Origin of the sequence: Domibacillus tundrae, from assembly GCF_000970675.1 — a bacterium.
Classification (GTDB): Bacteria; Bacillota; Bacilli; order Bacillales; family Domibacillaceae; genus Domibacillus; species Domibacillus tundrae.
This window is the reverse complement of record NZ_LAJA01000020.1, coordinates 11,526-37,902: the sequence shown is the minus strand read 5'-3', so window position 1 is coordinate 37,902 and position 26,377 is coordinate 11,526. Positions and strand designations below refer to the sequence as shown.

Genomic DNA, 26,377 nt, shown 5'->3' with positions numbered 1-26,377 from the left:
GGGTACGATAAACCGGTGGGTGGAGAACGACACAATCTTTTTTCATTTCTGCTACTTTTTAATTGATAAAAGTTTTATCTTTGCAGGCATTCAACTTTTGAGACACTGAAATAGTAAGTCGCATCTTCATAGGGATTCTTCAAGTACGTCGTATGATTTTTTCAATTAGTCTAAAAGATAACGTATAATAAATTTTATTAAAAGGACATGTTCAGAGTGGGGAAGCATCTTAAGCTGGAATTCAAAGAGTATGGGGCTGGATTTTGAATCATATAAACAATACAAAATAAGGGCTTCTTGAACTCCCATGTAAGAACGAGTTGCCTTACATAATCTGTGGTGCAATGCTTGCGCTGCATGGATGGCTAACAGGCAGCAATAATTGAAGCAATGGGTTGCTACGGCAGCCCATTTTCTTGTTCCACTAACAGGCAGGGAGTGGTAACCAATAACCAAGCATGAATGAACCTTCCACAGCTTATTGCTGGTATAATAGGATACGTAAAATAACGGAGGAGAAAAGCGGTATTACTAAAAATATATAGCTGAACGACTGTTAATCCGTAAAGATGAGAAAGTTGATAAAGATTTTACTTATTCTTATAATTTACCAACGAGTGCACGGCCTCTATATACTTGAAAATGGATGCCACATATCGTTGGGACATAGATACACTATTTCCATAAGTTTACGATGAAGTAAAATGAAAAAAGGAGGAATACATTATGGGAAGAGCAGACGTGATTAGTAGTAGAGCCGAACAAGAACATAATCGTTTCATATTTCTAGGTCGTTACTATGCCGATGACTTTAACAGTGATAAATCAGGAGATTTTGTATTTATACAACGCTTAGAAGTAAAGGGGATTAATGGTGAAATAAAAGGTTCAACCCAATTTAATGAATATTGGTCTAACGCTAAGAACAAAGAACAAGTTAAGCAAGTGATAAATAATTCGGTTACCGAATTTATAAAAGCAAATAGTTTGAAATTAATGTTAGAAAAATATAACGTAGCAGAAAGACTAGGGGAGATTTAAATGTCTCTCCTTATATAGCTGTTAGTTAATAAACAACTGTTTGATAAAACTAGCATGAAAACGAATTCAATGACATTTGGAGGAAGTTAAAATGAGACTTCAAAATAAGGTAGCAGTAGTAACTGGTGCAGCTTCAGGAATGGGAAAAGCAATAGCTGTTCTTTATGCAAAAGAAGGAGCAAAGGTAGTTGTTTCTGATATAAATTTAGACGCGGCTAATCAAACAGTTGAAGAAATTAAGTCTACTGGTGGTAATGCAATAGCCGTAATGGCAAATGTAGCTAAAGAAGAAGATATACAAAATCTTATTGATACATCTGTTAGTACTTATGGAACGCTAGATATCTTAGTAAATAATGCTGGAATTATGGATAATTTTGAACCTGCTGGTGATATTGAAGATGATAAATGGGAAAGAATCTTTGCAATTAATACGACAAGTGTTATGCGTGCAACACGCAAAGCTCTTCCTATCTTTTTAGAGAAAGAAAAAGGGGTAATCATTAACGTTGCATCGGCTGGTGGATTACAAGGATCACGAGCTGGTGCAGCTTATACAGCTTCCAAGCATGCAGTTGTAGGATTTACAAAGAATACAGGATTTATGTACGCACAAAAAGGTATTCGCTGTAATGCAATCGCACCAGGCGGGGTTGAGACAAATATCGGTAGTTCAATGACAGGGATTAATCAATTTGGTATGGGGCGCGTCCAGCCTGGATTGGGCATCAACCCCCGTGTAGGTAAACCAGAAGAAGTGGCTAACGTAGCCCTATTCCTTGCTAGTGATGAGTCTAGCTTTGTCAATGGTACTGTCATTACAGCAGATGCTGGTTGGACTGCTTTTTAATTAAGTTGTTGACTATTAATCAACTCCTTTTCACACCTGTAAGGACCGTTAAGATTTTATCTTAACGGCTTTTTTGAGTTGGTAACTAAGTTCGTAAACATCACAGAACTGCCTGCCCTAATATACTAGCAATCGTTTCACATAAGACTCCTAATGCTATTAATATAATCATAAAATAAAATCCTTTATTAAATACTTAATTTTGCTCCTTCTGCAAAATAGTAAATTTTAGTGGTACTATGATATATATGATTAACAATGTCAGATCATCTAACATTGTTTTTTGGTTTTATTACCAAACCATATTGACCGATATGTAAAGTTTGGTATATTACATATTAAAAGGCGAGATATATTTTTGAACTATTTTTTAAATAGTGCGAGGCGGTGCTTTTCGAAAACATTTATTTAATATAGGTATGTAAGCCAATTTAACTTGGTTAATGAAGCATGTGTTAAACCTCTAATTTTTATTACTAGAACACTTTGGTAGTCTGGTGAAAACCATTTCTTTTATGAATTAGATTCTAGCCAGATATCTTTATTAAGGAGGTGGTGAAGTAACAAAGCAAGAAAAAAAGAATCAAGTTCAATAAAATAAATAATGTTATTAGACTTTTTCAGAAAAAAGGAGAAGTGATTATGGAAGCATTTATTACTGCAGTAAATGGGGTTTTGTGGAGCACTCCTGTTGTTTATGCCCTGATGGCTATCGGGCTGTTCTTTTCGGTTTTAACCCGTTTTGTACAGGTTCGGCAAGTTAAAGAAATGATCATGATTATGTTCCGTGGAAAGAGCTCAGAGGCTGGAGTATCATCATTTCAAGCATTGTCTATCGCGCTTTCGGGCCGTGTCGGCACAGGAAATATTGCCGGTGTTGCAACAGCTATCTTTTACGGCGGTCCAGGAGCTGTCTTTTGGATGTGGGTCATTGCTTTCGTCGGTGCAGCAAGTGCTTTTGTTGAATCCACGCTTGCACAAATATACAAAGAAAAACAAGATGGCCAATACCGAGGTGGTCCAGCTTACTACATCGAAAAAGGGATTGGCTGGAAATGGTTTGCAGTTCTTTTTGCTTTCGCTGCTCTTATTGCCATGGCTGTTTTGATGCCAGGGATTCAATCTAATTCGATTGCGGTCGGGATCGACAATGCATTTGGAATCGACAAGAATGTCACGGGAATTGTTGTTGTCCTTTTACTGGCTTTTATTATTTTTGGCGGTGTAAAAAGAATTGCAACAGCAGCCACCATTATCGTTCCATTTATGGCTTTAGGTTATATCCTTTTATCGGTTGTTATTATAATTATGAATATTTCAGAATTGCCATCTGTTTTTTTCCTTATCTTTCGAAGTGCTTTTGCGGTGGACTCAGTATTTGGCGGAATGATTGGGATGGCGATTTTATGGGGAGTAAAACGTGGCCTTTACTCAAATGAAGCAGGCCAGGGAACTGGACCACACCCGGCAGCGGCTGCTGAGGTAACGCATCCGGCACAACAAGGATTGGTCCAAGCCTTCTCTGTTTACATTGATACTCTATTCGTCTGCTCCGCAACAGCATTTATGATTCTCTTTACTGGAATGTACAATACAGAAACTGAGGATGGCACTCGTCTTGCAAATAATGTGCCGCAGATTGAAGTAGGTCCTGGTTATACACAAGCTGCCATTGACAGTGTGTTACCTGGCTTTGGTGCAGGATTTGTAGCGATTGCTTTGTTCTTTTTCGCCTTTACAACAATTATGGCGTATTATTACATTGCAGAAACAAATATCGCTTACTTAAGCCGGGGCAAGTACAGTACCTGGGGCATGTTGGTATTGAAAATAGTTATTCTTGCGGCCTCCTTCTATGGAGCTGCCAATGAAACAACATTAGCCTGGGCACTGGGTGATGCCGGATTAGGTATTATGGTATGGCTAAATATTATTGCGATTTTAATTTTGACAAAACCGGCCATGGCTGCTTTAAAGGATTATGAAAAGCAAAGAAAGCAAGGAGTAGTCGATCCGGTATTTGATCCGAAAGCATTGGGAATTAAAAATGCCGACTTTTGGGAACAAGAAATAAAAAATGAAACTAAAAAACGCATCCTATAAGAATAGAAAGAAAGGCCAGCCAAATATAATAGGCTGACCTCAGCTTGCAGACAAAGTCTTCATTTTAAAGGCGATGTCTGCAGGCTTTTTTTGTCTAATCGAAACATCAAAACCTTGTGGGGGAATTTGTAGGTTGTCGAACCGATCGGGAAATTATTGGAATAAACTGGAGGTTATCGCGCTCAACCAGCTTGTGCCGGTATTTAAAGGCGACAAAAGAGTTGTTACAACATTTTCAAGATCTTCTTTTCTTTTATACTGGTAATCTCTAACTCTATGTTGATTTGTCTTACGGGTATCGTGTGCTCGACTTTTATTGGCGGATATTTCTCAGGCATTATTTAAGTATCGCACGCCTATCAAAAAAGACTTTGATGGTGTCATCGACTTTGAGAAAGCTATAGCAAACCCAGCGGATCCGGATAGAGAGATTCTAATTTCTGGTTGCGACGATCATATTCACCCTAACTTTACTAGGCACCAGGCAATGGAAAATGCTATGAACCTCTCCGCTTTTAAGCCTTCAGCCAGTATAAAACATTAAGGTCCTATCTATTTAAATGCCCGGTTTATGTTAAATGAAAGGGAATTTTAACTTTTATTTTCGATTGGTCTAAATAATTTGTTCAATAACAAAAAATTAAAATTGTTCCAGACAATTAAACTGAAACTAAAGGATTGGGATTATTGATCATAAATCCATCGTCTTTAAAATCAATTTCTGTGTTTTTAATGAGATAAATATCGGCAGGGTTAATAAGCGCACGAAATTCATCAAATTCAATGATCGTATCTTGTTCTTTTTTATGTGAAGACAAGCTTAAGTCATATTCCATTTCATTACAGCACTTGCTTGTCACACGAAATGTTAAAAATGTTTCTATTCCTGTATCTTCCTGCATCATTTCCTTAATTTTTTCTTGGGCTTTTTCTGTGATCGTAAACATTTTTTCTCCTTTGATTTTTTTATTTCGCTGCTGACACTCAGTAGAAGACAAAGTGTAAAACATCTTTTTATATGAACTCTTACATAAATTATATCATGTATCTTGATAATCCTAACAAAAACCAGCTTCATACCCATTGTTACGGCCTCTTTTGTGTGAGCAAGGACCGTTTTGGCTTGCTTCTTTTAACGAGAACCGAAATGGCAGCGGGCGCACGGCTTCGCGCACCATAGGGCAGGCGCTGAGCTCGTTTCCGCCGCTCTGCGGCTGCATCGATCTCATCTGGCCCGCTAGGCCCACTGGAGTCTGCGCCGCACACCCGCCGCCTCTGCTTTTTTAATGAGTGAATGTAAAAAAGGAAAGACTGGTTTAGCCTGATTCTTTCTAAAACAAAAGGGGACAATCGCTGCGCCAATAAAAAGCGGAACTCCCCAGCTTGAATACTCGCTGCTCTTCAAAACCACTTGGTGAAACCTGCCGGACGAAGACTCCTGCGGGACGTACAGTGAGTCGGCAGATCCCGCAGGCGCAGCCGAGGAAGCTGCCGCACTGCCCGTGGAACGCGAAGTCCGGCAGGCTTCACCTATCGGCTCCTTTTCAAAAACGACAGACATTCCCCACAAGGCCGACCCATGCCTGCAAAAATAAGGTGTTATTTGGAAGAGCTGATCCCAGAACAAATCGGTGATCATCCTTGCATCTATACGAAACGCACTAACTCAAACAGCCACTGTTTTCTAAAGTAAGAATCTTTGTTCAACTTATATAGTTCAAAAAATTTCTTGTTTACATCCAATGTGAAGGGGTAACTGTTAAGTTAAAGAGAAAGATTTAGCAGCGCGCTGTGTGTCGTACGGTGATAGCTAGTATTTATTTTGCTAAAACAGGAGGCTACTATGGAGAATGCAAAGAAAAAATTTGTCACACCAACAGAAGCCATCGAAGCGGTAAAAGAAGGAGCTATTGTTCGATTTGAGAGGAAAGATGGCTATTCGGAAATTAAAAAAAAGAAAAAGAAGTATGCATTTACCGTCACCGCCAATGACAAACCGCCGCTTACTTATTATGGAGACATGCGAAACCTTAAAAAAACAGTGAACGGTCCGAATTGCAGGGAGGCTCTTTATCTCGTGGAATTCGATTGAGCAGAAACATAATTTTTTAAACCATTGAGTCAAGGTAGAGGACAAAATATACTGTTCTTACTTTTAAAAAAGACAGCCATTTATTTGGTTGTCTTTTTTGTTTCTCAGTAGAGAAAAGGAAAACCCCAGTGTAAAACATGAATTTGTTAATCAGCTAATTGAACCCGAAAAGAAAGCAGCCGCTACAAAGGCAGTTGCTTTTTTGGGAAATTATCTGAGTGAGTTTTGTTTAAACATCGTTATTTAGCATAAAGATACGATTTAACACCTTCACCAACATACGCTTTCCAAATGATTAAATTGTATGGATAGTCCCAATCGATTTCAGTCTGGTTTCGTTTAAACATTTGGTGAAGCCGGTTGTTATTAAAAATGATGGATCCTTTTTGATCAAACGCTACTCCATCTACCCATAACATAAAGTCATCGGACAAGAATTCACTGAAACGTTTCGATTCAGGAGCGTAGACGCCAATTCCTTTTCCCTCCAGCATCGTGTAAAATACATTTCCTTTATTATCTGCATGCATCCCGTCTGTAGTTGTCCCTTTGCTGCCAAGATGCTGTACGGAAGCTTTGAGCTGTTCTAACGGTGTGCTGAAATCCCTTAATAATTTCGTGTCGATCGCATATAAATTCCGGCCCGTCACCTGGCAATAATAAAGAGTCGAACGGTCAGCAGACAAGGCTATTCCATCTGCACCTATTTTAATGGGTCTGTCTTTAAAGACCGGTTTATTGTCAATTTCAAAAACAAAGCCAGGAAAATCCTGCGTGCTGTAATGTCTGTCGAGTACACGCCGGAATTTTTTTGTCTTCATGTTATACACAATGATCGCGCCAGCAAGCGGATGATTCGGCCAGCCATTTCCGGAATCGGTTATATAAACGAAACCATTCTTATTATCGACTACGACATCATTTAAAAATGAGGTTCGATAGGGTGCGATTTCATTCGGTATTTTGATCGATTGGATCATTTTATTTGTATTCAAATCCCATATAACGAGCTTTTGGGACCCTTCTGGAGAAGGAGCATAAGCTATTTTTCCTTGGTCCAAAATCCACATCCGGTTATGCTCGTCAATTTCGTAGCCCAGTACAGATTGCAGTACGTTCACATTTCCTGCTTGATTTCAATCCCAGCTTGGAAATGCTTCTAACAGCGGCTTTCCATTCTTCATGACAATTCGGTTCATCGTAGCAGGAATGCCATGAGCCCACCGCGGCACCGAAACATAATAGTTTCCTTGTTGATCCACCTTAATTCCAGCAGGCATCGCTCTTTTCCAATACTGACTCGCTTCAAACTGCTGCTTCATGCTGCTGTTAGGGAAATTCCAGTTCAAATGGTTCCAATGAAAAATCATCTGATACCGCTCTTTGTCTGCGCTCTTTAGAGCATGATCCTGCCGCGTGTATGAATTCGGTTTAGTGGGTTTTTGCACATATCGAATTTGTTGGTCTATTCTTTGTTGGTACGGAACTTGCTGATATGGGGCTTGTTCATACAGATTGAACTGTTGAAAGTATGGTTGATACGGCTACTGGTAGTATCCATACATTTGATAAGGTAGTGGCTGACACCGATAATTTTGATAATGAAGCGATGTTAATTGAGGATAATACGATCGTTGTTCATCTTTTTGGAAATCCTTTGATTCACCTGATTCAATACCCTGCATGTAACACTGCCTCCTCCATTACAATGATATTCACCTGTCTTGTATAGATATATTCCACTAGGGGGAAAAGGAGTGGGCGAAAGGTTTAGTAAATAAATGTGAAACAGGATTTAAAATGCTGTCGTTTTTATTAATAATCGTGCTCATTTGATTTTTGCTTATGCTTATAATATTTCTTTACATGGACACTCTATAGGCAAAGTACACTTTCATAGGTTGGATGGAGGCCGGTAGAATGAAGGTTTTGTCAATGATCCAGCCTTGGGCAAGTCTTTTTGTCCTTAGAGAGGCCAAATATGAAACAAGATCCTGGAAAACGAATTATCGGGGACCTTTGGCAATTCACACAAGTAAAAAAATGGATAAAGACACGCTTAGCTATGCGGCGATTCAGTCGCTGCTAGGTAAGCATGGCTATACAAAAGAGAATCTTCCCACTGGCAAAATCATTGCTGTATGCAGGCTTGAAAATTGTTTAAGGGTAACTGAAAACAACGAGACATGGGCAGTACTGGAAGATGGACAAGTCGTATCTGGCAATGACTATTTTTTAGGGGACTTTAAAGTAGGTGGCTATGCTTGGGAAGTTCAGGATATGAAGATGCTGGATGAATTTATTCCAGCGAAAGGACAGCTTGGATTATGGGAGCATGTTTTAAAATGATAGATTAAGTCCGGAAAATGGATCTGGAGTAAAAATTTTTCTCAGTTCTTAAAAGGCAAAGATTTTGCCAGGGTGAAGGTGACTGATTCGAACCCGATGGATTTGAGTGTAGCGCGTGGAGGGAAACTTGTAAAAGGCGTATAAAAAAAGCGGCTTAATGAAGTGACCCCAGAAAGTTAGACTGGTTATTTATTAAGCAGCTGGTTGGGCATGAGTCCGGTATTGTACCGGGCTCATGCCCTTTATTTTTGTCTTAATGCGCTTGTGATTGTAGTACTCGATATTATTGTGCCAGTTCCAGCTTAAAGTGCTCGATATTCTCAAACTCATTCTGTGAACCATACTTCAATTATGTAGAATGTGGAAAGATGCCGGTAAAGTTCATATAAAATAAACTTGCTCAATAATATCATTTTTTATGATTTTCCTTGCATGCTACTCTCTGCGTTTTATTGATTTAACGGAGCGGGACTCACATCCCAGCATCACATTTGCCGCTTTTTTACATAAAATAATCCATGTAAAACAAGGAGGGAAAAGAGTGAAAAAAAACTATCTAGATTTTTTAGCGGAGTTTGGTATAGGCGGGGCTCACCCTGGTGGTTTTTCTTTGACCAAAGAAATCTTCACAGGCCTTGATCTCCCAACAGGGGCCTCCATTCTAGAAATCGGCTGTGGCACAGGACAGACGGCGGAATATTTAGCTGCTGCGTTCGATTGTACGATCACAGCTATTGACAACCATTCCATCATGCTGGAAAAAGCAGCAGAAAGACTAAATCAACGAAACGTTGTTGTGCAATATGGGAATGCTGAGCATTTGCATTTTCCTGATCAAACCTTTGATTTAGTCATAGCAGAGTCTGTTATTTCTTTCACTTCCTCGATCGATCAAACGCTCCATGAAATGTCACGTGTCTTAAAAAAAGAGGGAGCGATGATTGCGATTGAAATGACAGCAGACAGACCGCTTTGCAAGGAACAAGAAAGAGAAGTTAAGCATTTATATGGCGTTTCGGCCATCCTTACAGAAGAGGAATGGATGGAAAAATTTAAACGAGCTGGCTTTGATTCTTCCGATCTCTTGAAAACAGCCAATACGTTTAATGAAGAAATCCTTACAGAGATGCGTCTTTCAGAAAACATTAGTGAAGAATTGTATGATATTTGGGATGCACATCATGCCTTTATAAGTCAGCCTGACCTGCCTTTAAGTTACCGAGTCTTTTATTGTCAAACATGAACGATTACACGCGTTGAAGATCACCATTTTTTAAATAGTAGAAATTATAGTTAAATAAGCAGTTTTAACATAAAAAGACGGGCAATTCCAATGCGGTATATAGCGCTTATAAAGGCTGACATGCTGTTTATTTTGGAAAGGCTCGTCTTTATTTTGAGGGTTAGTGCTTCGGATCCATTATGAGAAAATAAGCGAATCTGTTCTTGTGAAAAGTATGAGTTCGCTTCCATATGAAGAGCGAGAGCCTGACGACTTATGAAAGAGTTTAAATGTTTCCAAGACATAAAGAAGTGGCTTGGGCTCTAGTATTTTGAATAACAAAATGAAAAGACTTTGTGATATTTATTTTACTATCTTGCAAAAGTAGCAAGATGGTTTTTTTATGCCTGAAATTATATTCCCCTTAAAATGGGCTCTTCTCCTTAGTCAGACGTTTAAAAGGAAGATCAGAAAGTCTTGTGGAAAATAAACCATTGGATCTTAGGCACTTTCCAATAGTTGAAATCATACAATGCTGTGGGAAAAATGGTTAAAACAAGAAATACTGGGGCGCCCCATGCTCTTCGTATGAGAGATTTATTTGAGCCTTTTTGTGTGTTTTTCTTAAACAAAGTCTCAAGCATCCGCATACTATATTGTGAACAAACATTCCTTTTGAAAGGGGGTGAAATTCTATGAATAATGGGCATTCTTCATATAGTATTTTTGAAATTTTCCTTGGATTTTTAACGGGTGTAGTATGGCTGCTGCTGCCAACATCGGGGATAATATCTGATTTTGTTGTATTACTTGACATAGGAAGCATTGGTACTATTTTAAACATCATTATTGCAATCGTTGGCTTCCTTGCTTTTCTTCTCTTTGGAATATGTATCTTCAAGAGAATGTGGCGCTATTGCTTTAAGTGAAAAAGTGGATGTCAATGAATGATTATAGTCTTGGCAGCATCTAATTTTGTTGAAGCATCCTAAATACTTGTTGACAGTCTCTTTACAAGAGGTGTTTTTTTAAAATTATTTCCTCGTTCAGCCGCACTTGGTATGAAGAACGAAAAGCAAGCGCCTCTTGTGAGAGAGGGCTTGCTTTTTGCATTTTTACATTTCTCCGTCAACCACTTCTTTTAAAATCTCATACGATCGTTTTTGTTTATCCTGGTCATACATGTAAGAGACGGCCATAATTTCGTCCGCATTATATTTTTCTTGGAACCTTGTCAGTTGTTCCCGTACGGAATTTTTACTTCCGATCAGCGTTACACTCGACATGGAGGTCGCCATTTGTTTCTCCGGCTCGCTCCATAACTGATTCATGTTTTCGATGGGAGGACTTAACGGTGTTTGAGAGCCGCGTACGACATTCAAGAAAAACTGCTGCATCGTGGTCGATTCAAATTGGGCCTCTTCATCACTTTCCGCTGCAATCACATTCAGGCAGACGATCATATAGGGAGCGTCCAGGTATTGGGATGGCTTGAACCGATTGCGATAAATAGAAGTGGCTTCCTCTAGGTATCTTGGTGCAAAGTGAGCAGCAAATACATAAGGAAGGCCTAATTGGGCTGCTAAATAAGCTGAATCCGTCGAAGAACCGAGGATGTAAATTGGAATATTTGTGCCGACACCTGGATACGCTTTTACATAACTTTGAAGCTCTTCAGGCCCAAAATACGTAAGCAGCGAATTGACATCGTCAGGGAATGTATAAACAGAGTCATGCTGTGATCTTCTTAGTGCGCTTGCGGTCTTCATGTCGGTACCAGGCGCCCGTCCAAGGCCCAAATCCAGACGGTCTGGGTAGATCGTTGCCATCGTTCCGAATTGTTCGGCTACGATTAAAGGGGAATGGTTTGGCAGCATAATTCCGCCAGACCCGACACGTATGTGTTCGGTATTTTCCAACGTATGTTTAATTAAGATAGAAGTGGCTGAACTCACAAGTGTTGACGTATTGTGATGCTCAGCAATCCAATAGCGTGAATAGCCCATTTTTTCAGTCGCTTGCGCCAAATCGACCATAGCATCAATGGCTTCTTTCGCCTCCTGTCCTTTGCGAATAGGGGCCAAGTTTAGGACTGATACAGGTATTTGTATATTTGTCATTTCGTTTTGTCCTTTCTGGATGAAGTGTCCATACTATCGTAACAGTAGTAACACTGGAAACAAACTTAAATGCTTAGAAAGAAATTTATTTGCATCATTTATTGTCTTATGTTTTTCACAATAAAAAGAATGTATTCATTTTTATTTCGTACAGAAAAAAGAACGCTGTTTAGGAGTTCTTCATTTAACATGTTTTTATAATTTGAAGCGATTATAACATCGATAGGTCGAATTAAACTAAATGCTGAAAGATTAACAGAAAGAAACTATTAGCAGCAATCACGATGAAAGAGAGGCCGCTTTGCGTGTATATGAATAGAAGAATCGGGAAAACTGTCGGTGATTCACTACAATTAAAAAGGAGGGATGGTCAGATGGTGAAACGTAAAGCGGCAAGAGATGCTGTGGAAAAATATGCAAAAACACCGAAGAAAAACATTGAGGAAACAGATTATTCCGCTGAATTTGCGGCCGGGGAAGATCCAATGAAAGGGGCAAACCGCAACTCTCAACTGGGCCGGAAAGGCAGAGGCAAGTAAAGACTGTCTGCCAATTGCGAAGATACTGTTAAATACGACCCCTCTTATGTGTTTGAAGTAATCACACGATAAGTGGGTTTTTTGCAAAAATTATTCATACATCAGATTGTTTCCGGACAGGCTACAAGCGTAATCACGAAGAAGGAGTGAGAGCATTGGGGCAGAACAATCAATTTAAGCATGGACAAAAAGCGCCAAACAATGGATTTTATGTAGAAATTGGCGAAAAAGGAACCACGGTGAACGACCCGCAAAAAATCAAGCTGGAAGCGGGAGATCATTTCCCGGAAACGACCAATCATAACCGTGTTTGGACCCACGCACCAAAACCATAATAGCCGCATTAAAAAATGAGCCCGCTTGGATGTGCTAATTTCAGCGCTGACAAGAGGGTGCTTTTTTATAGCTTGAACAAACAAGTTTTGAAATGGACATGCACCTTCTCCTATGAAGAAAGAAGCGTTAAAAGTTTAACGGCATATATGGATAGTGAGACGCATAAACTGGATGATTAGAAACAAACTATTCTTTTAGGAGAGAAGGGAAGTTGATGGATGTGAAAGAAGATGTTGAATTTATTAGAGACATTATGCAGGACAAGCTTGAAGAATTAAATGAACTGATCGAATCGGGAGGAAAGCTTAGTCCGAGAGTCGAAATGACTTTTGCCATAGGGATTCAAAGCCTGCTGAACCAATCGATTCAAAAAATAGAAAAAGAGCGACGTCAAAGCCCGCCTGCCGCTAAAAAATCTGAATATGAATCTCTTTCGTCCATCGCAAACAAATAACGTTAAACAGCAGACAAAAGCCTTCCTAAAATGTCCATTAGGAAGGCTTTTGTCCATCACTCCTGCATAGCTGTGCCATGCAGCTCGCGGTACTTGGTCGGCGTCAGGCCTTCTTGTTTTAAAAAAAGCTTGTTAAAATAGCTTGTACTAGGATAGCCTGTTTTTTCGGCAATTTCTTTTATATTCATATCGCGATGATCGAGCAGCCATTGCTTGCTTTGCTGCAGGCGGCATAACGTAATAAAAGACATCGGCGTCATATGGGTGGCCTGTTTAAATAGACGGCAGAAATAATACTTGCTGACTTGGGCTTCTTTGGCCCAGTAATCAAGCTCAAACGGCTCGCATGCCTGCTGCTGCATAAGAGGAAGAAGCGCCCCGATCCGGCTGTCATGCTCCGGCGTTTTTTCAGTATTCCACGGCTCTGCATTTGTCATAAATCCGGCAAGGAAAGCGTAAGTCAGCGTGGACAGCTGGGATAAGTGTAAAAAACTATGGGTTTCCGCTTCACTGAGGGTGTGTTCATGCAACTCGATGAGCAGGGGCACATCATGAATATGCCAAAGGGAAAACCGGTGAAAGCCCCGGCCTGATAAAAGAGAGCTCAGTCCTTCTCCATAAAAATGAACCCAGCGGATGCTCCATGGATCTTCTTTGCTGCTGTAATACTTCTGCTCCTGCATCGGAAAATAGAAAAACGCGTCTCCCCGCTTTAAACAATAGACCTCTCCTTCTTTCTCTACAAAACCCGATCCCTCCACCACAAAGTGAATGCTAAATGTCGTCCACGTGCCCGCTTTGCGGTCTACATAATGATTCCACTCTTCCCAATACCACCCGACTGATTCAGGCAGAATCATATAGCGGGAGTCCTGCAGCATTGGCAATAAATATTGTCTTCGCAATTCATCACGTCCAATCGCAATATTCTTTCAGATCATGAGCAAAAAGCTTCTATATCTTATTGGTTTTCTCTTTTGTATAATGACAATATCATATTAAGATAGAGAAAGGGAGAGGGGAAAATGGAAAAAATTCGATGGGGTATCCTCGGTTGCGCAGGCATTGCAAAACGAGCAGGTATTCCAGGTATTCAGCAGTCTGAAACGGGAATGGTTAAAGCCATTGCCAGCCGCAGAATCGACAAAGCAAAAGAAACTGCCCAAGAGATGAACATTGAAACAGCGTATGGAAGCTATGAAGAACTGCTCGCTGATCCTGACATTGATGCCGTGTACATACCGCTGCCGAATCACTTGCATAAAGAATGGACGATCCGGGCGGCCGAAGCGGGCAAGCATGTGTTATGTGAAAAGCCGGCAGCCATGAATACGGAGCAAGCAGAAGAAATGAAAGAAGCATGTGAAAAAGCGCAGGTGCTGTTTGCGGAAGCCTTTATGTACCGCTATCATCCCCGTTACGCAATGATTCGTGACATCATTCAATCAGGTGAAATCGGGGACATTCGCAGCATACATGGAACCTTTATGTTTAATAATGCGGATGATAAAAACAATGTCCGCTATAAACAAGAATGGGGAGGCGGTTCGTTATATGATGTGGGCGTGTACCCAATCAGTGCCGCACGTCTTATTCTTGGGCAGGAACCGAAAGCCGCCGCCGTTCACGCATTTTTTTCACCTGAACATGATGACGTGGATATGATGGCGTCCGGCATATTGGAGTTTGAAAATGGGGTCACCCTCACTTTTCAATGCGGCATGTGGGCTCACTTTCAAAATGAGCTGTCCATTGTCGGCACAAAAGGGCGGATAGACATACCTTCTGCTTTTGTTGTTCAGCAAGATGAACAGGATCACTTTTTTGTATTGACAGAAAACGGACGGCGGCAAGTAGAAGTGCCAATGGTCAATCAATACGCCCTGCAGGCAGACGTACTCGGGCGCGGCATTCAAAGTCAGGAGCCTATCCCATATGATGCTTCGGATGCTGTTTCTAATATGCGCGTTTTGGATGCCTGCTTAACGTCTGCAAGAGAACAACGACGAATCGAATTAAAATAGGAGGAGTTCAACATGAAAAAGATTTCCATTCCAGGACTAACAAAACCGGTCTCTGCGCTGATTCAGGGATCCGATTATTTTTCGCCGGATGTGTATGAAAAAGTAAGCGCGGTACTGGACCGATTTATCGCGATCGGCGGCAATACGATCGATACGGCTTACGTCTACTGCGGCGGTGAGAGTGAAGTGGCGATTGGCCAATGGCTGAAAGAACGACAAAATCGCCAAGACGTCTTCATTTTAACGAAAGGGGCTCATCCGAAAGGCGATAGTGGACCTCGCGTAAACCCCGATGCCATAGCAGAAGATCTTTCGACAAGCCTTGAGAGACTTGGAACGGATTACATTGATTTATACGCACTGCATCGCGACGATCCGGCTGTTCCGGTTCACGTCATCATCGACGCACTGAATGAACATCTTACGGCTGGACGCATAAAAGCGATTGGCGTTTCCAACTGGAGCGTGCAACGGATCCAGGAAGCAAATGAGTACGCGGCATCTCAAAATGTAACCGGATTCACATTCAGCAGTCCGAATTTGAGCCTGGCAAAGCCAAACGAACCGTTCTGGCCAGGCTGTATTTCAGTGGATGAAGCAGATATGAGATGGTACGAGGCGAATCAAATGCCGGTTTTATCATGGTCGTCACAGGCACGTGGCTTTTTCACCGGCCGTTTCACCCCGGAGGACCGGAGCAACGAAGACCTTGTCCGCGTTTTTTACAGTGATGCCAACTGGGAACGGCTACGCCGCGCCGAACAATTGGCAAAAGAAAAAGGTGTCAGCCCGATTCAAATTGCGCTAGCGTACGTACTCAATCAGCCTTTTCCTACATGCGCGCTCATCGGGGCTCAAAATGAAAACGAGCTGCTTTCTTGCAGAGAAGGCGCAGACATTGTGCTGACACAGGAAGAAATCAACTGGCTGGAGCATGGAGAGAAAGAATATAAATTTGGATAAATGGACACAAATACAAATACGAAAAAGCGGACCGAAAAGGGTCCGCTTATTTTTTCACAAAAACGTCCGCTGCACTTTGTGCCAGAACGAATTGTTTTTCAATTTGACTGTTTTAATGATTTTTCCAGACATCTCGATTTCAATGTTTTTCGCATTTTGTACACTGAGCGCTTCATTATCGAGACCAATAATCGGGTAGCCGTTGCCGTCTTGCACAATGCTTAATGTCAGCTTGCGGCTGTCGCCTAAAATAAACGATGAGCCGAGTGTGCGGAACTGGTTGTTGTTGAGCGAGGCAATTTCGCTAACCTGCATACATGGAATACGCGGATCGACAACGGCTCCGTTCAGCGACCGGCTGTATGCGGTGCTTCCTGTCGGTGTCGACACGACAATGCCATCACCACGGAACGTTTCAAAGTGAAGATCATCGATATGTACGTCGATCACAAACGTTTTGATAATAGAAGAACGGACTGACAATTCATTTAAGCATTGAAAATGGGTATGACCGTCCAAATGCACGTCAATGACCGGATAGCGGCGTACTTCCACGCCAGCCGTTTGAATCGCTTTAATCATCGCGTCACGATCGTGAATGTGAAAATCGCAATAAAGGCTGGCTTCCACTTCATCTGTCACCCCGACATACAGGCAGTCATCACGAAAGCCGGATTTCCGCACCGCCTGCAAAAACGCCCCGTCTCCGCCAACTGCCACAATGATATTCGCTTCCGCTGAGCTGTCGACAATTGTAAATCCTTGCTCTTGGGCAATCGCTATGAGCGCTTGGATATCGTCTAATTTTCCGGGATCTTTTTTATAGGAAAAAAACATATTTCTTCTTGATTCCATTGATATAAGACTCCTTTATCGTACAAGATACATCCATTTTAATGTATAATTACGGCAATAGTAAAGGAGGACGCTGTGATGAAAAAGCGATTGTCATCGGCGCCGGACTCGGCGGTTTGTCGGCCGCTATTACCATGCAGGCAAAAGGGGCCGGTGTGACCATTGTAACAGCAACGCGTCGGTTAATTGAAGAGCGCGACCGGCCGTCTTATCCGGACAAAAAACTCGACCGGTTTGAGTCTTCGATTTCAGCTTTTGTGATCCTGGCCGGCAAAAAAGAACGGCTCACACATTTGCCGCATCATCAGGTCATGTTCACAAACGATTATCAAGCCAAATTCCGCCAAATTTTCCATGAAAAGCGCATGCCGGATGACCCGACCATACACATAAGTCACAGTGCGGCGACTGATCCGGATGTAACGGACGGCAGCAATCTGTTTATTCTCGTCAATGCGCCGGCTGCAGACGTAGATACCGAACGTTATAAAGAAATAATTTATGAGCGGCTTTTTTCATACGGCATTGATGTCGGCATTTCCGATTATGAACAAATCATAGCGCCTCGAGATATTGCCCGGCGTTTTTCTGCATAATAAAGGAGCGCTGTATGGCATTTCCTCCCATCGCTTAAAAGACTCATTTTTGCGTCCGCGAAACGGTCATCTGAATATCAAAAACATTTATTACGCCGGCGGGACGACACATCCCGGCGGCGGCAGCCCGATGGTGACATTGAGCGGACTGAATGTGCCTTTTTGATCGATCGGTTAAAAAACAAAGTAAACGTAAAGCATTGGAATACACAGGCGAATAAAGGGAAAAAGGCTGTCTCCACTAATGAGAGACAGCCTTTTTCTTTGGGTTTTTGGTCGTCAGATGAACGGATCGTTCGCTTCTTATTTGAAGGTAAGGTACGCATTGAGGGGTTCTTCGGAATGGGTGTTACGTATTACGCTTCCATTGCCTGTTCGTTTTCCTGATCTTTGCGCATCAAATAAAGCGTGAAGAGGTCTTTCGGTACTTCATATAAATCAAATACAGCATCGTCTTTATTTAATTTGGCATATACATCCGGGCGTGTTTCGTTTGCCGGTACTGCATAAGGCAGTTTTTCTGCAGCTTTACGCGAGCGGATATTCACTTTACGAATCGACATATAAATCGATTCAATGCCCATTTCGTAAAAAAGCTCTTTGAAAAATTCTTCTTTTGCCGGAGCATTATAGCCTTGACCGTGATACGGCTTGCCGAGCCATGTGCCGAGAAAACCGGCGCCGTTTTCAATGTCATACAAGTTGATCGTGCCGATTGGATTGCCCCATTCGTCAAGGATCGTCCGAGAAATTAATTCGCCGCGTTCTTCTGACTCGATGTTTTGTTTTGTCACGAACAAAAATTCTTCATAAGACTGGACTTTATGTCGCACAAAAGGGAAGACTTCCGGGTGCGTCATCAAATCAAACAAAACATGACTTTCGTGAACATCGCGCTTCTTCAACATGGTAATTCCCTCCTTTTCATGACTTGAGGGTATAGCGGTTCATCAGCGTCCCGATTCACCCTCGAAATTTTTTATCAATCAAACAAGAGCGTCACAACAGCAGCCTGTCCATCAAAAAATTCCGGGATGGGAATCGAACCCATTAGAACCGATTAAAGAAACCGGTGGCGCACCATTTGCCTTCCCACTACAACTAGCAATAACATGTCGTCATTACTTTTATAATATAAGATTTTTACCCATTTGAAAATAGGTTTTAAACGCAAATCAAAAATATTTTCGACATCTTTTTAAAATTTTAATTGAAAATGATTTTCAATATCGTATAATTATGAATGAAATTCATTATCAGTTAATGAGGGAGATCAAAATAATGAAAAAATGGACGAAAACGACAGCAATACTAACGACTGCAGTAACGCTTGCCGCTTGTGGGGCAGAAGATGCCGCTGAGCCGGTTGAAGTGGCGTCAGCACCGGATTTGTCGAGTGTGACTGATGAGTATAGAGTGTATGCGATCAGTGAAATTGATTTGTTCGTCACTGAAACCGAAAAATTTGCCCAAGCGGTGAAAACAGGCGATATTGAGACAGCGAAAGCGGCGTATGCGCCGGCTCGTATGCATTATGAACGGGCGGAGCCGATTGCCGAAGTATTCGGCGATTTAGATCCGAAAATCGATGCGCGAGAAGGCGACGTGCCGGAAGAAGAATGGACCGGCTATCACCGCATTGAAAAGGGTCTTTGGATCGACGAAACGACGGAAGGCTACGAAGAATATGCCCAGCAGTTGATCGATGATACGAAGCTCCTTCGTGCAAAGGTAGAGACGGTTGATGTAACACCGGACTTGCTTATCACCGGTGCGGTCGATCTATTAAACGAAGTGTCGACGTCCAAAGTGACCGGCGAAGAAGACCGCTATTCACACACCGATTTATATGACTTTGCGGCGAACGTAGAAGGCGCGGAAAAAATCTTTACGCTGCTGCAGCCGGAGCTTGAGAAAAAAGACGAAGCGCTGTCAGCGGAAATTGATGCGAAATTCAGCGATGTTTACACGCTGCTTGACAATCAAAAAGAAGGCGATGCTTATACGCTTTATACTGATTTAACAGATGCAGAGGTAAAAGAATTGAGCCAAGCCATTGATGCACTTGCTGAACCTCTTTCGCAGCTTGGTATCGTGACGGAGGCGTCGTAATGTGGATAATTTTTTAAAAAAAGAAGTGTCACGCCGCAATGTGTTGAAAGCGGGCGGGATTGGTGCGGCAGGTCTGTTGATCGGTGCATCCGGTGCCGGCAGCCTGCTTACACTTAAAGCATCAGCTGGTCAAAAAAGCACCGGCACGGTTCCGTTTTATGGCACGCATCAGGCAGGCATTACAACCGATCCGCAAAATCACTTGTACTTTGCAGCGTTAATGCTGACTACATCGGAAAAAGCAGAAGTGATTTCTCTTTTTAAAGAATGGACAGAAGCGGCTGCAGCTATAGCAGAAGGAAAAGAAATTGGGAAACCGGCATCGAATGTGCTAATGCCCCCGGATGACACAGGCGAAGCAGCCGGTCTTGACGCCTCGAACGTGACCATGACATTCGGCGTTGGTCCCGGTTTTTTTCAAAAATTGGCCATGACGGCAAAGCAGCCGGCGGAACTTGCGGATTTGCCTGCTTTTTCCTTTGACGCCCTTGAAGAACAGTGGTCCGGCGGTGATGTGTGCATCCAAGCGTGCGCAGATGATCCGCAAGTGGCGTTTCATGCAGTGCGAAACCTGATTCGTCTTGCCCGCGGGAAAATGCAGCTGAAATGGACACAGGCAGCATTTCAGCGGACAAAGCAGGCGAACACGGAAAAAGAAACACCGCGCAACTTGTTCGGATTCAAAGACGGAACAGGGAATCCGGACCATACGAGCAAAAAAGCGATGGATGAACATGTCTGGACGAAAAGCGGCTGGATGGCGGGCGGCACGTATATGGTCGTGCGCCGCGTCCAAATGTTTATTGAGGTGTGGGACCGAACAGCTTTGCAGGAACAAGAAGCAACATTTGGCCGCCACCGTGCAACCGGTGCTCCTCTTGGGCGTAAAGACGAATTTGAACAGCTTGATTTGGCCAAAACGGATGAAACGGGTCAAAAACAAATACCGGCGAATTCCCACACGGCGCTTGCACACGGAGACGGAAGCGTGAAGCTTTTGCGCCGGTCTTATTCGTACGCGGACGGTCTCGATCCGAAAACAGGCAGCTTTGATGCAGGGCTGTTGTTTATTAGTTTCCAAAAAAGCATTCAAAATCAGTTTGTACCGATTCAAACCCGACTGGCGAAAAATGATAAATTGAACGAATACACGATTCACCGTGGAAGTGCTGTTTTTGCCTGTCTGCCCGGTGTGAAAAAAGGAGGCTGGCTCGGTGAAACGTTATTTAGTTAAGCTTGCCGCTGTTTTGTTCATTATATGCGGAATGGGCGTACAGAGTGCATCCGCTGAGACCGATACCGACGCTTTATTTGTACCGGTTGGCGATGCGATGATGAATGTGAAAAATGAAGACTACGCGGCGGTTGAAGAGAATATGGCTCAATTTCAAACAGAGTGGAAAACGCTCGGTACGCCGTCTAAAGAAGTAGATGCGGCAATGGCATCTGTTGAAAAAGCCGTGCAGGAAAAAAATCAGGAAAACGTGCAGTCGGCGCTGAAGCAATTGTCGTCCGCGCTCGTTGGCGTTGATGAAGCATTAAATCCGGTGGACCAGGAAGCGGAACGTGCTAAAGTGGCAGAGCTGCTGCCGGTTTTATCTGACATGAACCAAACAGGGATTGACAAGTCTTCATACCGTTCATTTGAAACAAAATGGAGCACTGTTGAAAAAATCGTCAATGCCGATAGTACAGCGGCATACGGTGACATTGAAACCAATATGGCGCTGCTCCGGATTGCCGTTGTAAAAGAACCGTCTGATCCCGCGGAGGTGAGCAGCGCAGCAACCACGCTTGAAGAAGCAATTAAACGGTACTTAAATGGAACGAGTGAGGGCGGCACGGCTGAAACGGCCACACTTGCCGACTACATGGCGCTTTTAAAAAAAGCGGAAGAGGAGGCGCGGGCTGAAAACAGCACCGCTGCTGCCGCCTCGCTGACAGAATCGATCACGATGTGGCCGGCTGTTGAAGGAACCGTTCAAGTAAAAGATGCGTCGTTATACAACGACATTGAAGTAGTCATTCCGGAAGCGGCTGGCTTGCTTTCTTCTAAAGAGGTTGACAGTGAAAAAGCAGCAGATATGATCGCAGGCATCGAAAACCGCTTGCTGCCGCTCGTTGAATCCTCTTCCTACACATGGTGGGATGCGGCACTTGTCTTGCTTCGTGAAGGATTAGAAGCTGTGCTTATATTGTCGGCGCTGCTCGCTTTTTTATCAAAAACCGGACAAGAGAAGGCGAAAAAATGGATTTGGCTCGGCGCGGGAGGCGGTATGTTGGCGAGCGTTGTGATGGCGGTTGTGTTAAGCCGCGTGTTCACCGGTCTTGCGGGTGCCGCCGGACGTGAATATATGGAAGGGCTCACCGGCATCGTGGCTGTCGTCATGATGATCGGTGTTGGTATTTGGCTGCACGGAAAATCGAATATAAACAAATGGAATGCGTTTGTTAAGCAGTCGATGGGAAAAGCAGCAGCATCCGGAAGCGTTCTGTCGTTTGCGTTGATCAGCTTTTTGTCTGTTTTCAGAGAAGGCGCAGAAACAATCATTTTTTATGCCGGCATGGCACCGGATATGAAACTAGGCGCACTTGTCAGTGGCATCGCGGTGGCCGTTATTATCGTTTCAGCGGTTGGATTTCTGGTGATGAAATACAGCGTGCGGGTTCCGATGCGGCTCTTTTTTACGAGCGCGGCGCTGCTTATTTACGTGCTGGCGTTTAAAATTTTAGGCAAAAGTATTCATTCGCTGCAAGTTGCGGGCGTGGTTGATATTCATTCAACATCCATTGTGCCGTTTATTGATGTGATCGGCTTGTACCCGACGGTTGAAACGGTTTTGCCGCAGCTTGTCCTGCTTGTTGTCATTGCTATGCTTGCCTTCTGGCTGAAAAAACAAGAATCCCTCCTTGACAGACGATTTAAAGAAGGTTCATAATGATAACAACATTCGAATAAACCTTTCCGGGGCAGGGTGCAACTCCCGACCGGCGGTGATGGGCGCATAGCCCTTAGTCCGTGACCCGCATACGTGCGGTGGATCTGGTGTAATTCCGGAGCCGACAGTGAAAGTCTGGATGGGAGGAAAGGACAAAACGCGTTTTCTGAAAATTTTTTCAGATAGAAAACGTTTATTTCCTAATGATAAAAAGCCCCGTATTGAACATCAATGCGGGGCTTTTCTTGTGTACAGGCGGTATTTTTAAGAAAGGGGTTCCCTTCTAAATGAATGAAGAACATTATATGAATCTTGCACTGTCGCTTGCCGAAAGTGCCGCGTACCAGACTACACCAAATCCACCCGTTGGTGCTGTGGTCGTTAAAGACGGCCGGATTCTTGGCATGGGTGCCCATTTAAAAGCCGGCGAAGCACATGCGGAAGTAAATGCGCTTGAACAGGCGGGTGATGCGGCAAAAGATGCGGATATATACGTTACGCTTGAGCCGTGCGCTCATTTTGGGAAAACCCCGCCATGCGCCGATCTTATTATTGAAAAAGGCCTTCGCCGCGTCTTTATTGCCGCCATTGATCCGAATCCGCTTGTGGGCGGAAAAGGCATCGAAAAACTGCAGGCGGCCGGCATCGAAGTCAAGACCGGCATTTGCGAACAAAAAGCAACGGAATTATTAACACCGTTTTTTCATTTTATTCAGACGAAACGGCCTTACGTTACGATTAAAACTGCTGTCACCGCCGACGGCAAAACGGCCGCCCATACCGGGCACAGCCGCTGGATTACAAGCGACGCCGCCAGAGAAGACGTACACCTTCTCAGAAGCCGTCATGATGCCATTTTAACGGGCATCGGCACTGTCCTGCTCGACAACCCGCTCCTCACCTCCCGTCTGCCCCAAGGAGGAAAAAACCCGATTCGAATTTTATTGGACACGCATTTACGCGTACCCGTTGATTTTCACATCATTCAAAACAAAGAAGCAAAGACAATTATTTTCTGTGCATCCGACGCACAGACGAAAAAACAACGTGCATTAGAAGATGAAGGGGTCACAATCATCCGGCTGCCATACATGGCCATTGATGCGGTGCTTGATGAACTTGGCAAAATGAACATTATGACTTTGTTTGTAGAAGCCGGGGCTGAAATGAATGCGTCGTTTTTGGACATTGGCGCTTTTAACCGGCTCGTCATGTATATGGCGCCGAAATTAATCGGCGGCAAATCGGCTCCGTCCTCTTTTGGCGGACTCGGTGGCTCATCCATGGATGAAGCGCTCGATCTTGATTTTGTTTCTATTGACAAGATCGGTCCGGATTTGAAAATCGTCATGGGAAAAAGGTGATCACGTGTTTACAGGAATAATAGAAGAAATCGGTACGGTTGAGCGAATTGTCCGCGGCGGTAAATCGCTGCAGCTGACGATTGCCGCTAGGAAAGTGCTGGAAGGCGTGCAAATAGGCGACAGCATTTCCGTCAGCGGCGTCTGCTTGACGGTAACGACATTTACAAAAACGCATTTTACAACGGATGTGATGCCGGAAACGTTTAAATCAACAGCGCTTGCTGCGCTTACATCTGGCGCTCGTGTGAATTTAGAGCGGGCGATGGCAGCGAACGGTCGGTTTGGCGGCCATTTTGTCTCGGGACATGTTGATGGTGTCGGACATATTGTCTCGAAAAAACAGGAAGAAAACGCACTTTATGTGACGATTTCCTATCCGGAAGGACTCGGTCGTTACTTTTTATATAAAGGCTCGATTTCTCTTGATGGTACATCGCTTACATTATTTGGTGTGACGGATAACGACGTCACAGTGTCACTCATTCCGCATACAAGGGATGAAACGATTCTTGCGGCAAAAGGTGTTGGCGATCCGGTTAATATTGAATGCGACATGCTGGCGAAATACGTCGGCAATATGCTTGAGAAAAAAGAAGCGCCTAAGCGCGGCGTCACAATGGATTTATTAAAAGAGAACGGCTATTTGTAAGGAGGAACATCCATGTTTTCAACAATTGAAGAAGCCATTGACGATTTAAAACAAGGGAAAGTGATTATTGTTGTCGATGATGAAGACCGTGAAAATGAAGGCGACCTTGTCGGCATTGCGGAACTCGCAGATGGTGCCATGATTAATTTTATGGCGAAAGAAGGCCGCGGCCTCATTTGTGTGCCGGTTGAGGAGCAGATTGCAAACCGGCTTCAATTCCATTCGATGGTGGAACATAACACGGACAGCCACGGAACAGCGTTTACGGTCAGCGTTGATCACATTTCAACGACGACCGGCATAAGCGCATTTGATCGGGCTGATACGGTGAAAGCAATGGTGGATGATGCGTCCGCACCAGCTGATTTTAAACGGCCGGGTCATATTTTTCCGCTGATTGCAAAAGACGGCGGCGTGCTGCGCAGAACCGGCCATACCGAAGCAGCGGTTGACCTTGCAAAGCTTGCCGGTCATAAACCAGCCGGTGTCATCTGCGAAGTGATGAATGATGATGGGACCATGGCCCGACTGCCGGCGCTTGAAGTGATGGCGAAAAAATTCGATTTGAAAATCATTACGATTGAACAGCTTGTGTCCTATCGCCGTGGACGTGAAACACTGATCCGCCGGGAAGCGGACATCCAGCTGCCGACCGATTTCGGTTATTTCCGTGCGGTTGGCTATGAGGAAGACTTAACCGGCAAAGACCATGTTGCACTTGTGAAAGGCGACATTTCCGGCGACGAGCCGGTGCTTGTCCGCGTTCATTCTGAATGTTTAACCGGGGACATTTTTGGCTCACATCGCTGCGACTGCGGTCCGCAGCTTCATGCGGCGCTTCAGCAGATTGAAGAAGAAGGGCGCGGTGTGCTGTTGTACATGCGCCAGGAAGGCCGCGGCATCGGGCTGATCAATAAGCTGAAGGCATACGAATTACAGGAGCAGGGCTATGATACCGTCGAAGCAAACGTCAAGCTTGGGTTTAAAGACGACTTGCGTGATTACGGCATCGGCGCCCAAATTTTGCGCGATCTCGGCATTTCAAAAATGCGGCTCTTAACAAACAACCCGCGCAAAATTACCGGCTTAAATGGATACGGGCTCGATATCGTTGAACGTATGCCGATTGAAATGCCGGCCAATGACGACAACCGTAATTATTTAAAAACAAAAATTTCAAAGCTCGGCCACTTATTACATGTAAAAGAGGAGAATGAATAATGGGAAAAACATTTGAAGGACATTTAATTGGAACAGGACTAAAAGTAGGCATCGTTGCCGGCCGTTTCAATGAATTTATTACAAGCAAGCTGATTGGGGGCGCACAAGACGGATTTATCCGTCATGGCGTTGAGGAAGAAAATATCGATATCGCCTGGGTGCCGGGTGCGTTTGAATTGCCGCTTGTCGCTAAAAAAATGGCAGAAAGTGGAAAATATGACGCGGTTATTACGTTGGGCGCCGTTATTCGCGGTGCAACAGCCCACTTTGACTATGTCTGCAGCGAAGCGGCAAAAGGCACCGCGCAAGCCGGCATGCAAACAGGAGTACCAGTAATCTTCGGTCTTCTGACAACGGATACGATTGAACAAGCCATCGAACGTGCAGGCACAAAAGCAGGCAACAAAGGCTGGGATTCAGCGATGTCTGCTATCGAAATGGCGAACTTGCTCCGCTCATTTGACGCGTGATATAATCGCTAACGTGGCTGGTTGTCAGACCTCTGTCTGACAATACAGCGGGTAGGGAGAGGGCGCTTTACAGTAAGC

General features: G+C 43.6%; 25 protein-coding genes, 2 pseudogenes and 1 riboswitch. Of the genes and pseudogenes, 20 read left to right on the top strand and 7 right to left on the bottom strand.

Annotated features, from left to right (window positions below):
- Window positions 1–726 precede the first annotated feature (726 nt).
- From VQ00_RS15000 to VQ00_RS14990, 3 genes are all read left to right on the top strand, one after another.
- The gene (locus tag VQ00_RS15000; protein ID WP_046180937.1) at window positions 727–1,041 is read left to right on the top strand and encodes a hypothetical protein; all 315 of its coding nucleotides are present in this window, start codon (window positions 727–729) and stop codon (window positions 1,039–1,041) included.
- A gap of 91 nt (window positions 1,042–1,132) precedes the next feature.
- Window positions 1,133–1,891 (top strand): SDR family oxidoreductase, encoded by a 759-nt coding sequence (locus tag VQ00_RS14995; RefSeq protein WP_046180936.1) that lies wholly within the window; start codon window positions 1,133–1,135, stop codon window positions 1,889–1,891.
- 642 nt (window positions 1,892–2,533) lie between these two features.
- Window positions 2,534–3,994, top strand: a complete 1,461-nt coding sequence (locus tag VQ00_RS14990; RefSeq protein ID WP_046180935.1) for an alanine/glycine:cation symporter family protein — start codon at window positions 2,534–2,536, stop codon at window positions 3,992–3,994.
- 659 nt (window positions 3,995–4,653) lie between these two features.
- Here the strand turns inward: VQ00_RS14990 and VQ00_RS14985 are convergent.
- Window positions 4,654–4,941, bottom strand: a complete 288-nt coding sequence (locus VQ00_RS14985) for a HesB/IscA family protein (RefSeq protein ID WP_046180934.1) — start codon at window positions 4,939–4,941, stop codon at window positions 4,654–4,656.
- Window positions 4,942–5,837: 896 nt separating this feature from the next.
- On the opposite strand from VQ00_RS14985, the gene VQ00_RS14975 reads away from it, so the two are divergent.
- The gene (locus VQ00_RS14975) at window positions 5,838–6,086 is read left to right on the top strand and encodes a hypothetical protein (protein ID WP_046180932.1); all 249 of its coding nucleotides are present in this window, start codon (window positions 5,838–5,840) and stop codon (window positions 6,084–6,086) included.
- Window positions 6,087–6,325: 239 nt separating this feature from the next.
- Here VQ00_RS14975 and VQ00_RS14970 read toward each other — a convergent pair.
- A pseudogene (locus tag VQ00_RS14970) lies at window positions 6,326–7,456 on the bottom strand (L-dopachrome tautomerase-related protein).
- Between the two features lie 550 nt (window positions 7,457–8,006).
- Between VQ00_RS14970 and VQ00_RS14965 the strand changes: the two are divergent.
- Window positions 8,007–8,435: an ASCH domain-containing protein gene (locus VQ00_RS14965; protein WP_046180931.1), complete on the top strand. Its 429-nt coding sequence runs from the start codon at window positions 8,007–8,009 to the stop codon at window positions 8,433–8,435.
- A gap of 192 nt (window positions 8,436–8,627) precedes the next feature.
- Here VQ00_RS14965 and VQ00_RS18230 read toward each other — a convergent pair.
- Window positions 8,628–8,763 (bottom strand): annotated as a pseudogene (locus tag VQ00_RS18230) (IS3 family transposase); the annotation flags it as partial.
- A gap of 213 nt (window positions 8,764–8,976) precedes the next feature.
- On the opposite strand from VQ00_RS18230, the gene VQ00_RS14960 reads away from it, so the two are divergent.
- Together VQ00_RS14960 and VQ00_RS14955 are read left to right on the top strand one after the other, a co-directional pair.
- The gene (locus tag VQ00_RS14960; protein ID WP_046180930.1) at window positions 8,977–9,678 is read left to right on the top strand and encodes a class I SAM-dependent methyltransferase; all 702 of its coding nucleotides are present in this window, start codon (window positions 8,977–8,979) and stop codon (window positions 9,676–9,678) included.
- 674 nt (window positions 9,679–10,352) lie between these two features.
- Window positions 10,353–10,586, top strand: a complete 234-nt coding sequence (locus VQ00_RS14955; RefSeq protein ID WP_046180929.1) for a hypothetical protein — start codon at window positions 10,353–10,355, stop codon at window positions 10,584–10,586.
- Window positions 10,587–10,772: 186 nt separating this feature from the next.
- Here VQ00_RS14955 and VQ00_RS14950 read toward each other — a convergent pair whose 3' ends face one another.
- The gene (locus VQ00_RS14950; protein ID WP_046180928.1) at window positions 10,773–11,777 is read right to left on the bottom strand and encodes an LLM class flavin-dependent oxidoreductase; all 1,005 of its coding nucleotides are present in this window, start codon (window positions 11,775–11,777) and stop codon (window positions 10,773–10,775) included.
- A 374-nt stretch (window positions 11,778–12,151) separates the two neighbouring features.
- Between VQ00_RS14950 and VQ00_RS18915 the strand changes: the two genes are divergently transcribed.
- The 3 genes from VQ00_RS18915 (at window position 12,152) to VQ00_RS14940 (ending at window position 13,106) form a co-directional block, all read left to right on the top strand.
- Window positions 12,152–12,316, top strand: coding sequence for a hypothetical protein (locus VQ00_RS18915; RefSeq protein WP_172645588.1), 165 nt, complete (start codon window positions 12,152–12,154; stop codon window positions 12,314–12,316).
- A gap of 155 nt (window positions 12,317–12,471) precedes the next feature.
- Window positions 12,472–12,651 carry a YjzC family protein gene (locus VQ00_RS14945; protein WP_046180927.1) on the top strand — a complete coding sequence of 60 codons (180 nt, stop codon included), beginning with the start codon at window positions 12,472–12,474 and terminating at the stop codon, window positions 12,649–12,651.
- Window positions 12,652–12,863: 212 nt separating this feature from the next.
- Window positions 12,864–13,106 carry a hypothetical protein gene (locus VQ00_RS14940; RefSeq protein ID WP_172645587.1) on the top strand — a complete coding sequence of 81 codons (243 nt, stop codon included), beginning with the start codon at window positions 12,864–12,866 and terminating at the stop codon, window positions 13,104–13,106.
- Window positions 13,107–13,162: 56 nt separating this feature from the next.
- Here VQ00_RS14940 and VQ00_RS14935 read toward each other — a convergent pair whose 3' ends face one another.
- Complete coding sequence (locus VQ00_RS14935) at window positions 13,163–14,011, bottom strand: AraC family transcriptional regulator (protein ID WP_046180925.1); 849 nt, start codon at window positions 14,009–14,011, stop codon at window positions 13,163–13,165.
- Window positions 14,012–14,131: 120 nt separating this feature from the next.
- On the opposite strand from VQ00_RS14935, the gene VQ00_RS14930 reads away from it, so the two are divergent.
- Window positions 14,132–15,130 (top strand): Gfo/Idh/MocA family protein, encoded by a 999-nt coding sequence (locus VQ00_RS14930; protein ID WP_046180924.1) that lies wholly within the window; start codon window positions 14,132–14,134, stop codon window positions 15,128–15,130.
- A gap of 12 nt (window positions 15,131–15,142) precedes the next feature.
- Window positions 15,143–16,093 (top strand): aldo/keto reductase, encoded by a 951-nt coding sequence (locus VQ00_RS14925; RefSeq protein ID WP_046180923.1) that lies wholly within the window; start codon window positions 15,143–15,145, stop codon window positions 16,091–16,093.
- Window positions 16,094–16,147: 54 nt separating this feature from the next.
- On the opposite strand, the gene VQ00_RS14920 is transcribed toward VQ00_RS14925, so the two are convergent.
- Window positions 16,148–16,948: an NAD kinase gene (locus VQ00_RS14920; protein WP_046180922.1), complete on the bottom strand. Its 801-nt coding sequence runs from the start codon at window positions 16,946–16,948 to the stop codon at window positions 16,148–16,150.
- 41 nt (window positions 16,949–16,989) lie between these two features.
- On the opposite strand from VQ00_RS14920, the gene VQ00_RS14915 reads away from it, so the two are divergent.
- A complete protein-coding gene (locus VQ00_RS14915) occupies window positions 16,990–17,544 on the top strand; it encodes a phytoene desaturase family protein (protein ID WP_052728586.1) in 555 nt (184 codons plus the stop codon).
- Window positions 17,545–17,900: 356 nt separating this feature from the next.
- On the opposite strand, the gene VQ00_RS14910 is transcribed toward VQ00_RS14915, so the two are convergent.
- Entirely contained in the window at window positions 17,901–18,452 is a 552-nt protein-coding gene (locus VQ00_RS14910; protein ID WP_046180921.1) for a GNAT family N-acetyltransferase, read from the bottom strand.
- A gap of 373 nt (window positions 18,453–18,825) precedes the next feature.
- On the opposite strand from VQ00_RS14910, the gene efeO reads away from it, so the two are divergent.
- The 7 genes from efeO to ribH all read left to right on the top strand — a co-directional run bounded on the left by efeO (window position 18,826) and on the right by ribH (window position 26,299).
- Entirely contained in the window at window positions 18,826–19,656 is an 831-nt protein-coding gene (efeO, locus tag VQ00_RS14905; protein WP_082091591.1) for an iron uptake system protein EfeO, read from the top strand.
- Between the two features lies 1 nt (window position 19,657).
- A complete protein-coding gene (gene efeB, locus VQ00_RS14900) occupies window positions 19,658–20,890 on the top strand; it encodes an iron uptake transporter deferrochelatase/peroxidase subunit (RefSeq protein ID WP_046180920.1) in 1,233 nt (410 codons plus the stop codon).
- Complete coding sequence (locus VQ00_RS14895; RefSeq protein ID WP_052728581.1) at window positions 20,871–22,595, top strand: FTR1 family iron permease; 1,725 nt, start codon at window positions 20,871–20,873, stop codon at window positions 22,593–22,595. Before efeB ends, VQ00_RS14895 begins: the two co-directional genes overlap by 20 nt.
- A gap of 18 nt (window positions 22,596–22,613) precedes the next feature.
- A riboswitch (FMN riboswitch) is annotated at window positions 22,614–22,750 on the top strand.
- Window positions 22,751–22,882: 132 nt separating this feature from the next.
- Window positions 22,883–23,959: a bifunctional diaminohydroxyphosphoribosylaminopyrimidine deaminase/5-amino-6-(5-phosphoribosylamino)uracil reductase RibD gene (gene ribD / locus VQ00_RS14890; protein ID WP_046180919.1), complete on the top strand. Its 1,077-nt coding sequence runs from the start codon at window positions 22,883–22,885 to the stop codon at window positions 23,957–23,959.
- Between the two features lie 4 nt (window positions 23,960–23,963).
- A complete protein-coding gene (gene ribE, locus VQ00_RS14885; RefSeq protein WP_046180918.1) occupies window positions 23,964–24,608 on the top strand; it encodes a riboflavin synthase in 645 nt (214 codons plus the stop codon).
- Window positions 24,609–24,620: 12 nt separating this feature from the next.
- Window positions 24,621–25,829 carry a bifunctional 3,4-dihydroxy-2-butanone-4-phosphate synthase/GTP cyclohydrolase II gene (locus VQ00_RS14880; RefSeq protein WP_046180917.1) on the top strand — a complete coding sequence of 403 codons (1,209 nt, stop codon included), beginning with the start codon at window positions 24,621–24,623 and terminating at the stop codon, window positions 25,827–25,829.
- On the top strand, window positions 25,829–26,299 hold the full coding sequence (gene ribH, locus VQ00_RS14875; RefSeq protein WP_046180916.1) for a 6,7-dimethyl-8-ribityllumazine synthase: 471 nt from the start codon (window positions 25,829–25,831) through the stop codon (window positions 26,297–26,299). The genes VQ00_RS14880 and ribH overlap by 1 nt, the downstream gene beginning before the upstream one ends.
- The last annotated feature ends 78 nt before the right edge of the window (window positions 26,300–26,377 follow it).

Coding starts and splice junctions, on each gene's coding strand:
- VQ00_RS15000 (WP_046180937.1), top strand. CDS start 727: ATGGGAAGAGCAGACGTGATTAGTAGTAGAGCCGAACAAGAACATAAT.
- VQ00_RS14995 (WP_046180936.1), top strand. CDS start 1,133: ATGAGACTTCAAAATAAGGTAGCAGTAGTAACTGGTGCAGCTTCAGGA.
- VQ00_RS14990 (WP_046180935.1), top strand. CDS start 2,534: ATGGAAGCATTTATTACTGCAGTAAATGGGGTTTTGTGGAGCACTCCT.
- VQ00_RS14985 (WP_046180934.1), bottom strand. CDS start 4,941: ATGTTTACGATCACAGAAAAAGCCCAAGAAAAAATTAAGGAAATGATG.
- VQ00_RS14975 (WP_046180932.1), top strand. CDS start 5,838: ATGGAGAATGCAAAGAAAAAATTTGTCACACCAACAGAAGCCATCGAA.
- VQ00_RS14965 (WP_046180931.1), top strand. CDS start 8,007: ATGAAGGTTTTGTCAATGATCCAGCCTTGGGCAAGTCTTTTTGTCCTT.
- VQ00_RS14955 (WP_046180929.1), top strand. CDS start 10,353: ATGAATAATGGGCATTCTTCATATAGTATTTTTGAAATTTTCCTTGGA.
- VQ00_RS14950 (WP_046180928.1), bottom strand. CDS start 11,777: ATGACAAATATACAAATACCTGTATCAGTCCTAAACTTGGCCCCTATT.
- VQ00_RS18915 (WP_172645588.1), top strand. CDS start 12,152: ATGGTGAAACGTAAAGCGGCAAGAGATGCTGTGGAAAAATATGCAAAA.
- VQ00_RS14930 (WP_046180924.1), top strand. CDS start 14,132: ATGGAAAAAATTCGATGGGGTATCCTCGGTTGCGCAGGCATTGCAAAA.
- VQ00_RS14925 (WP_046180923.1), top strand. CDS start 15,143: ATGAAAAAGATTTCCATTCCAGGACTAACAAAACCGGTCTCTGCGCTG.
- VQ00_RS14920 (WP_046180922.1), bottom strand. CDS start 16,948: ATGGAATCAAGAAGAAATATGTTTTTTTCCTATAAAAAAGATCCCGGA.
- VQ00_RS14915 (WP_052728586.1), top strand. CDS start 16,990: ATGTATAATTACGGCAATAGTAAAGGAGGACGCTGTGATGAAAAAGCG.
- VQ00_RS14910 (WP_046180921.1), bottom strand. CDS start 18,452: ATGTTGAAGAAGCGCGATGTTCACGAAAGTCATGTTTTGTTTGATTTG.
- efeO (WP_082091591.1), top strand. CDS start 18,826: ATGAAAAAATGGACGAAAACGACAGCAATACTAACGACTGCAGTAACG.
- ribD (WP_046180919.1), top strand. CDS start 22,883: ATGAATGAAGAACATTATATGAATCTTGCACTGTCGCTTGCCGAAAGT.
- VQ00_RS14880 (WP_046180917.1), top strand. CDS start 24,621: ATGTTTTCAACAATTGAAGAAGCCATTGACGATTTAAAACAAGGGAAA.
- ribH (WP_046180916.1), top strand. CDS start 25,829: ATGGGAAAAACATTTGAAGGACATTTAATTGGAACAGGACTAAAAGTA.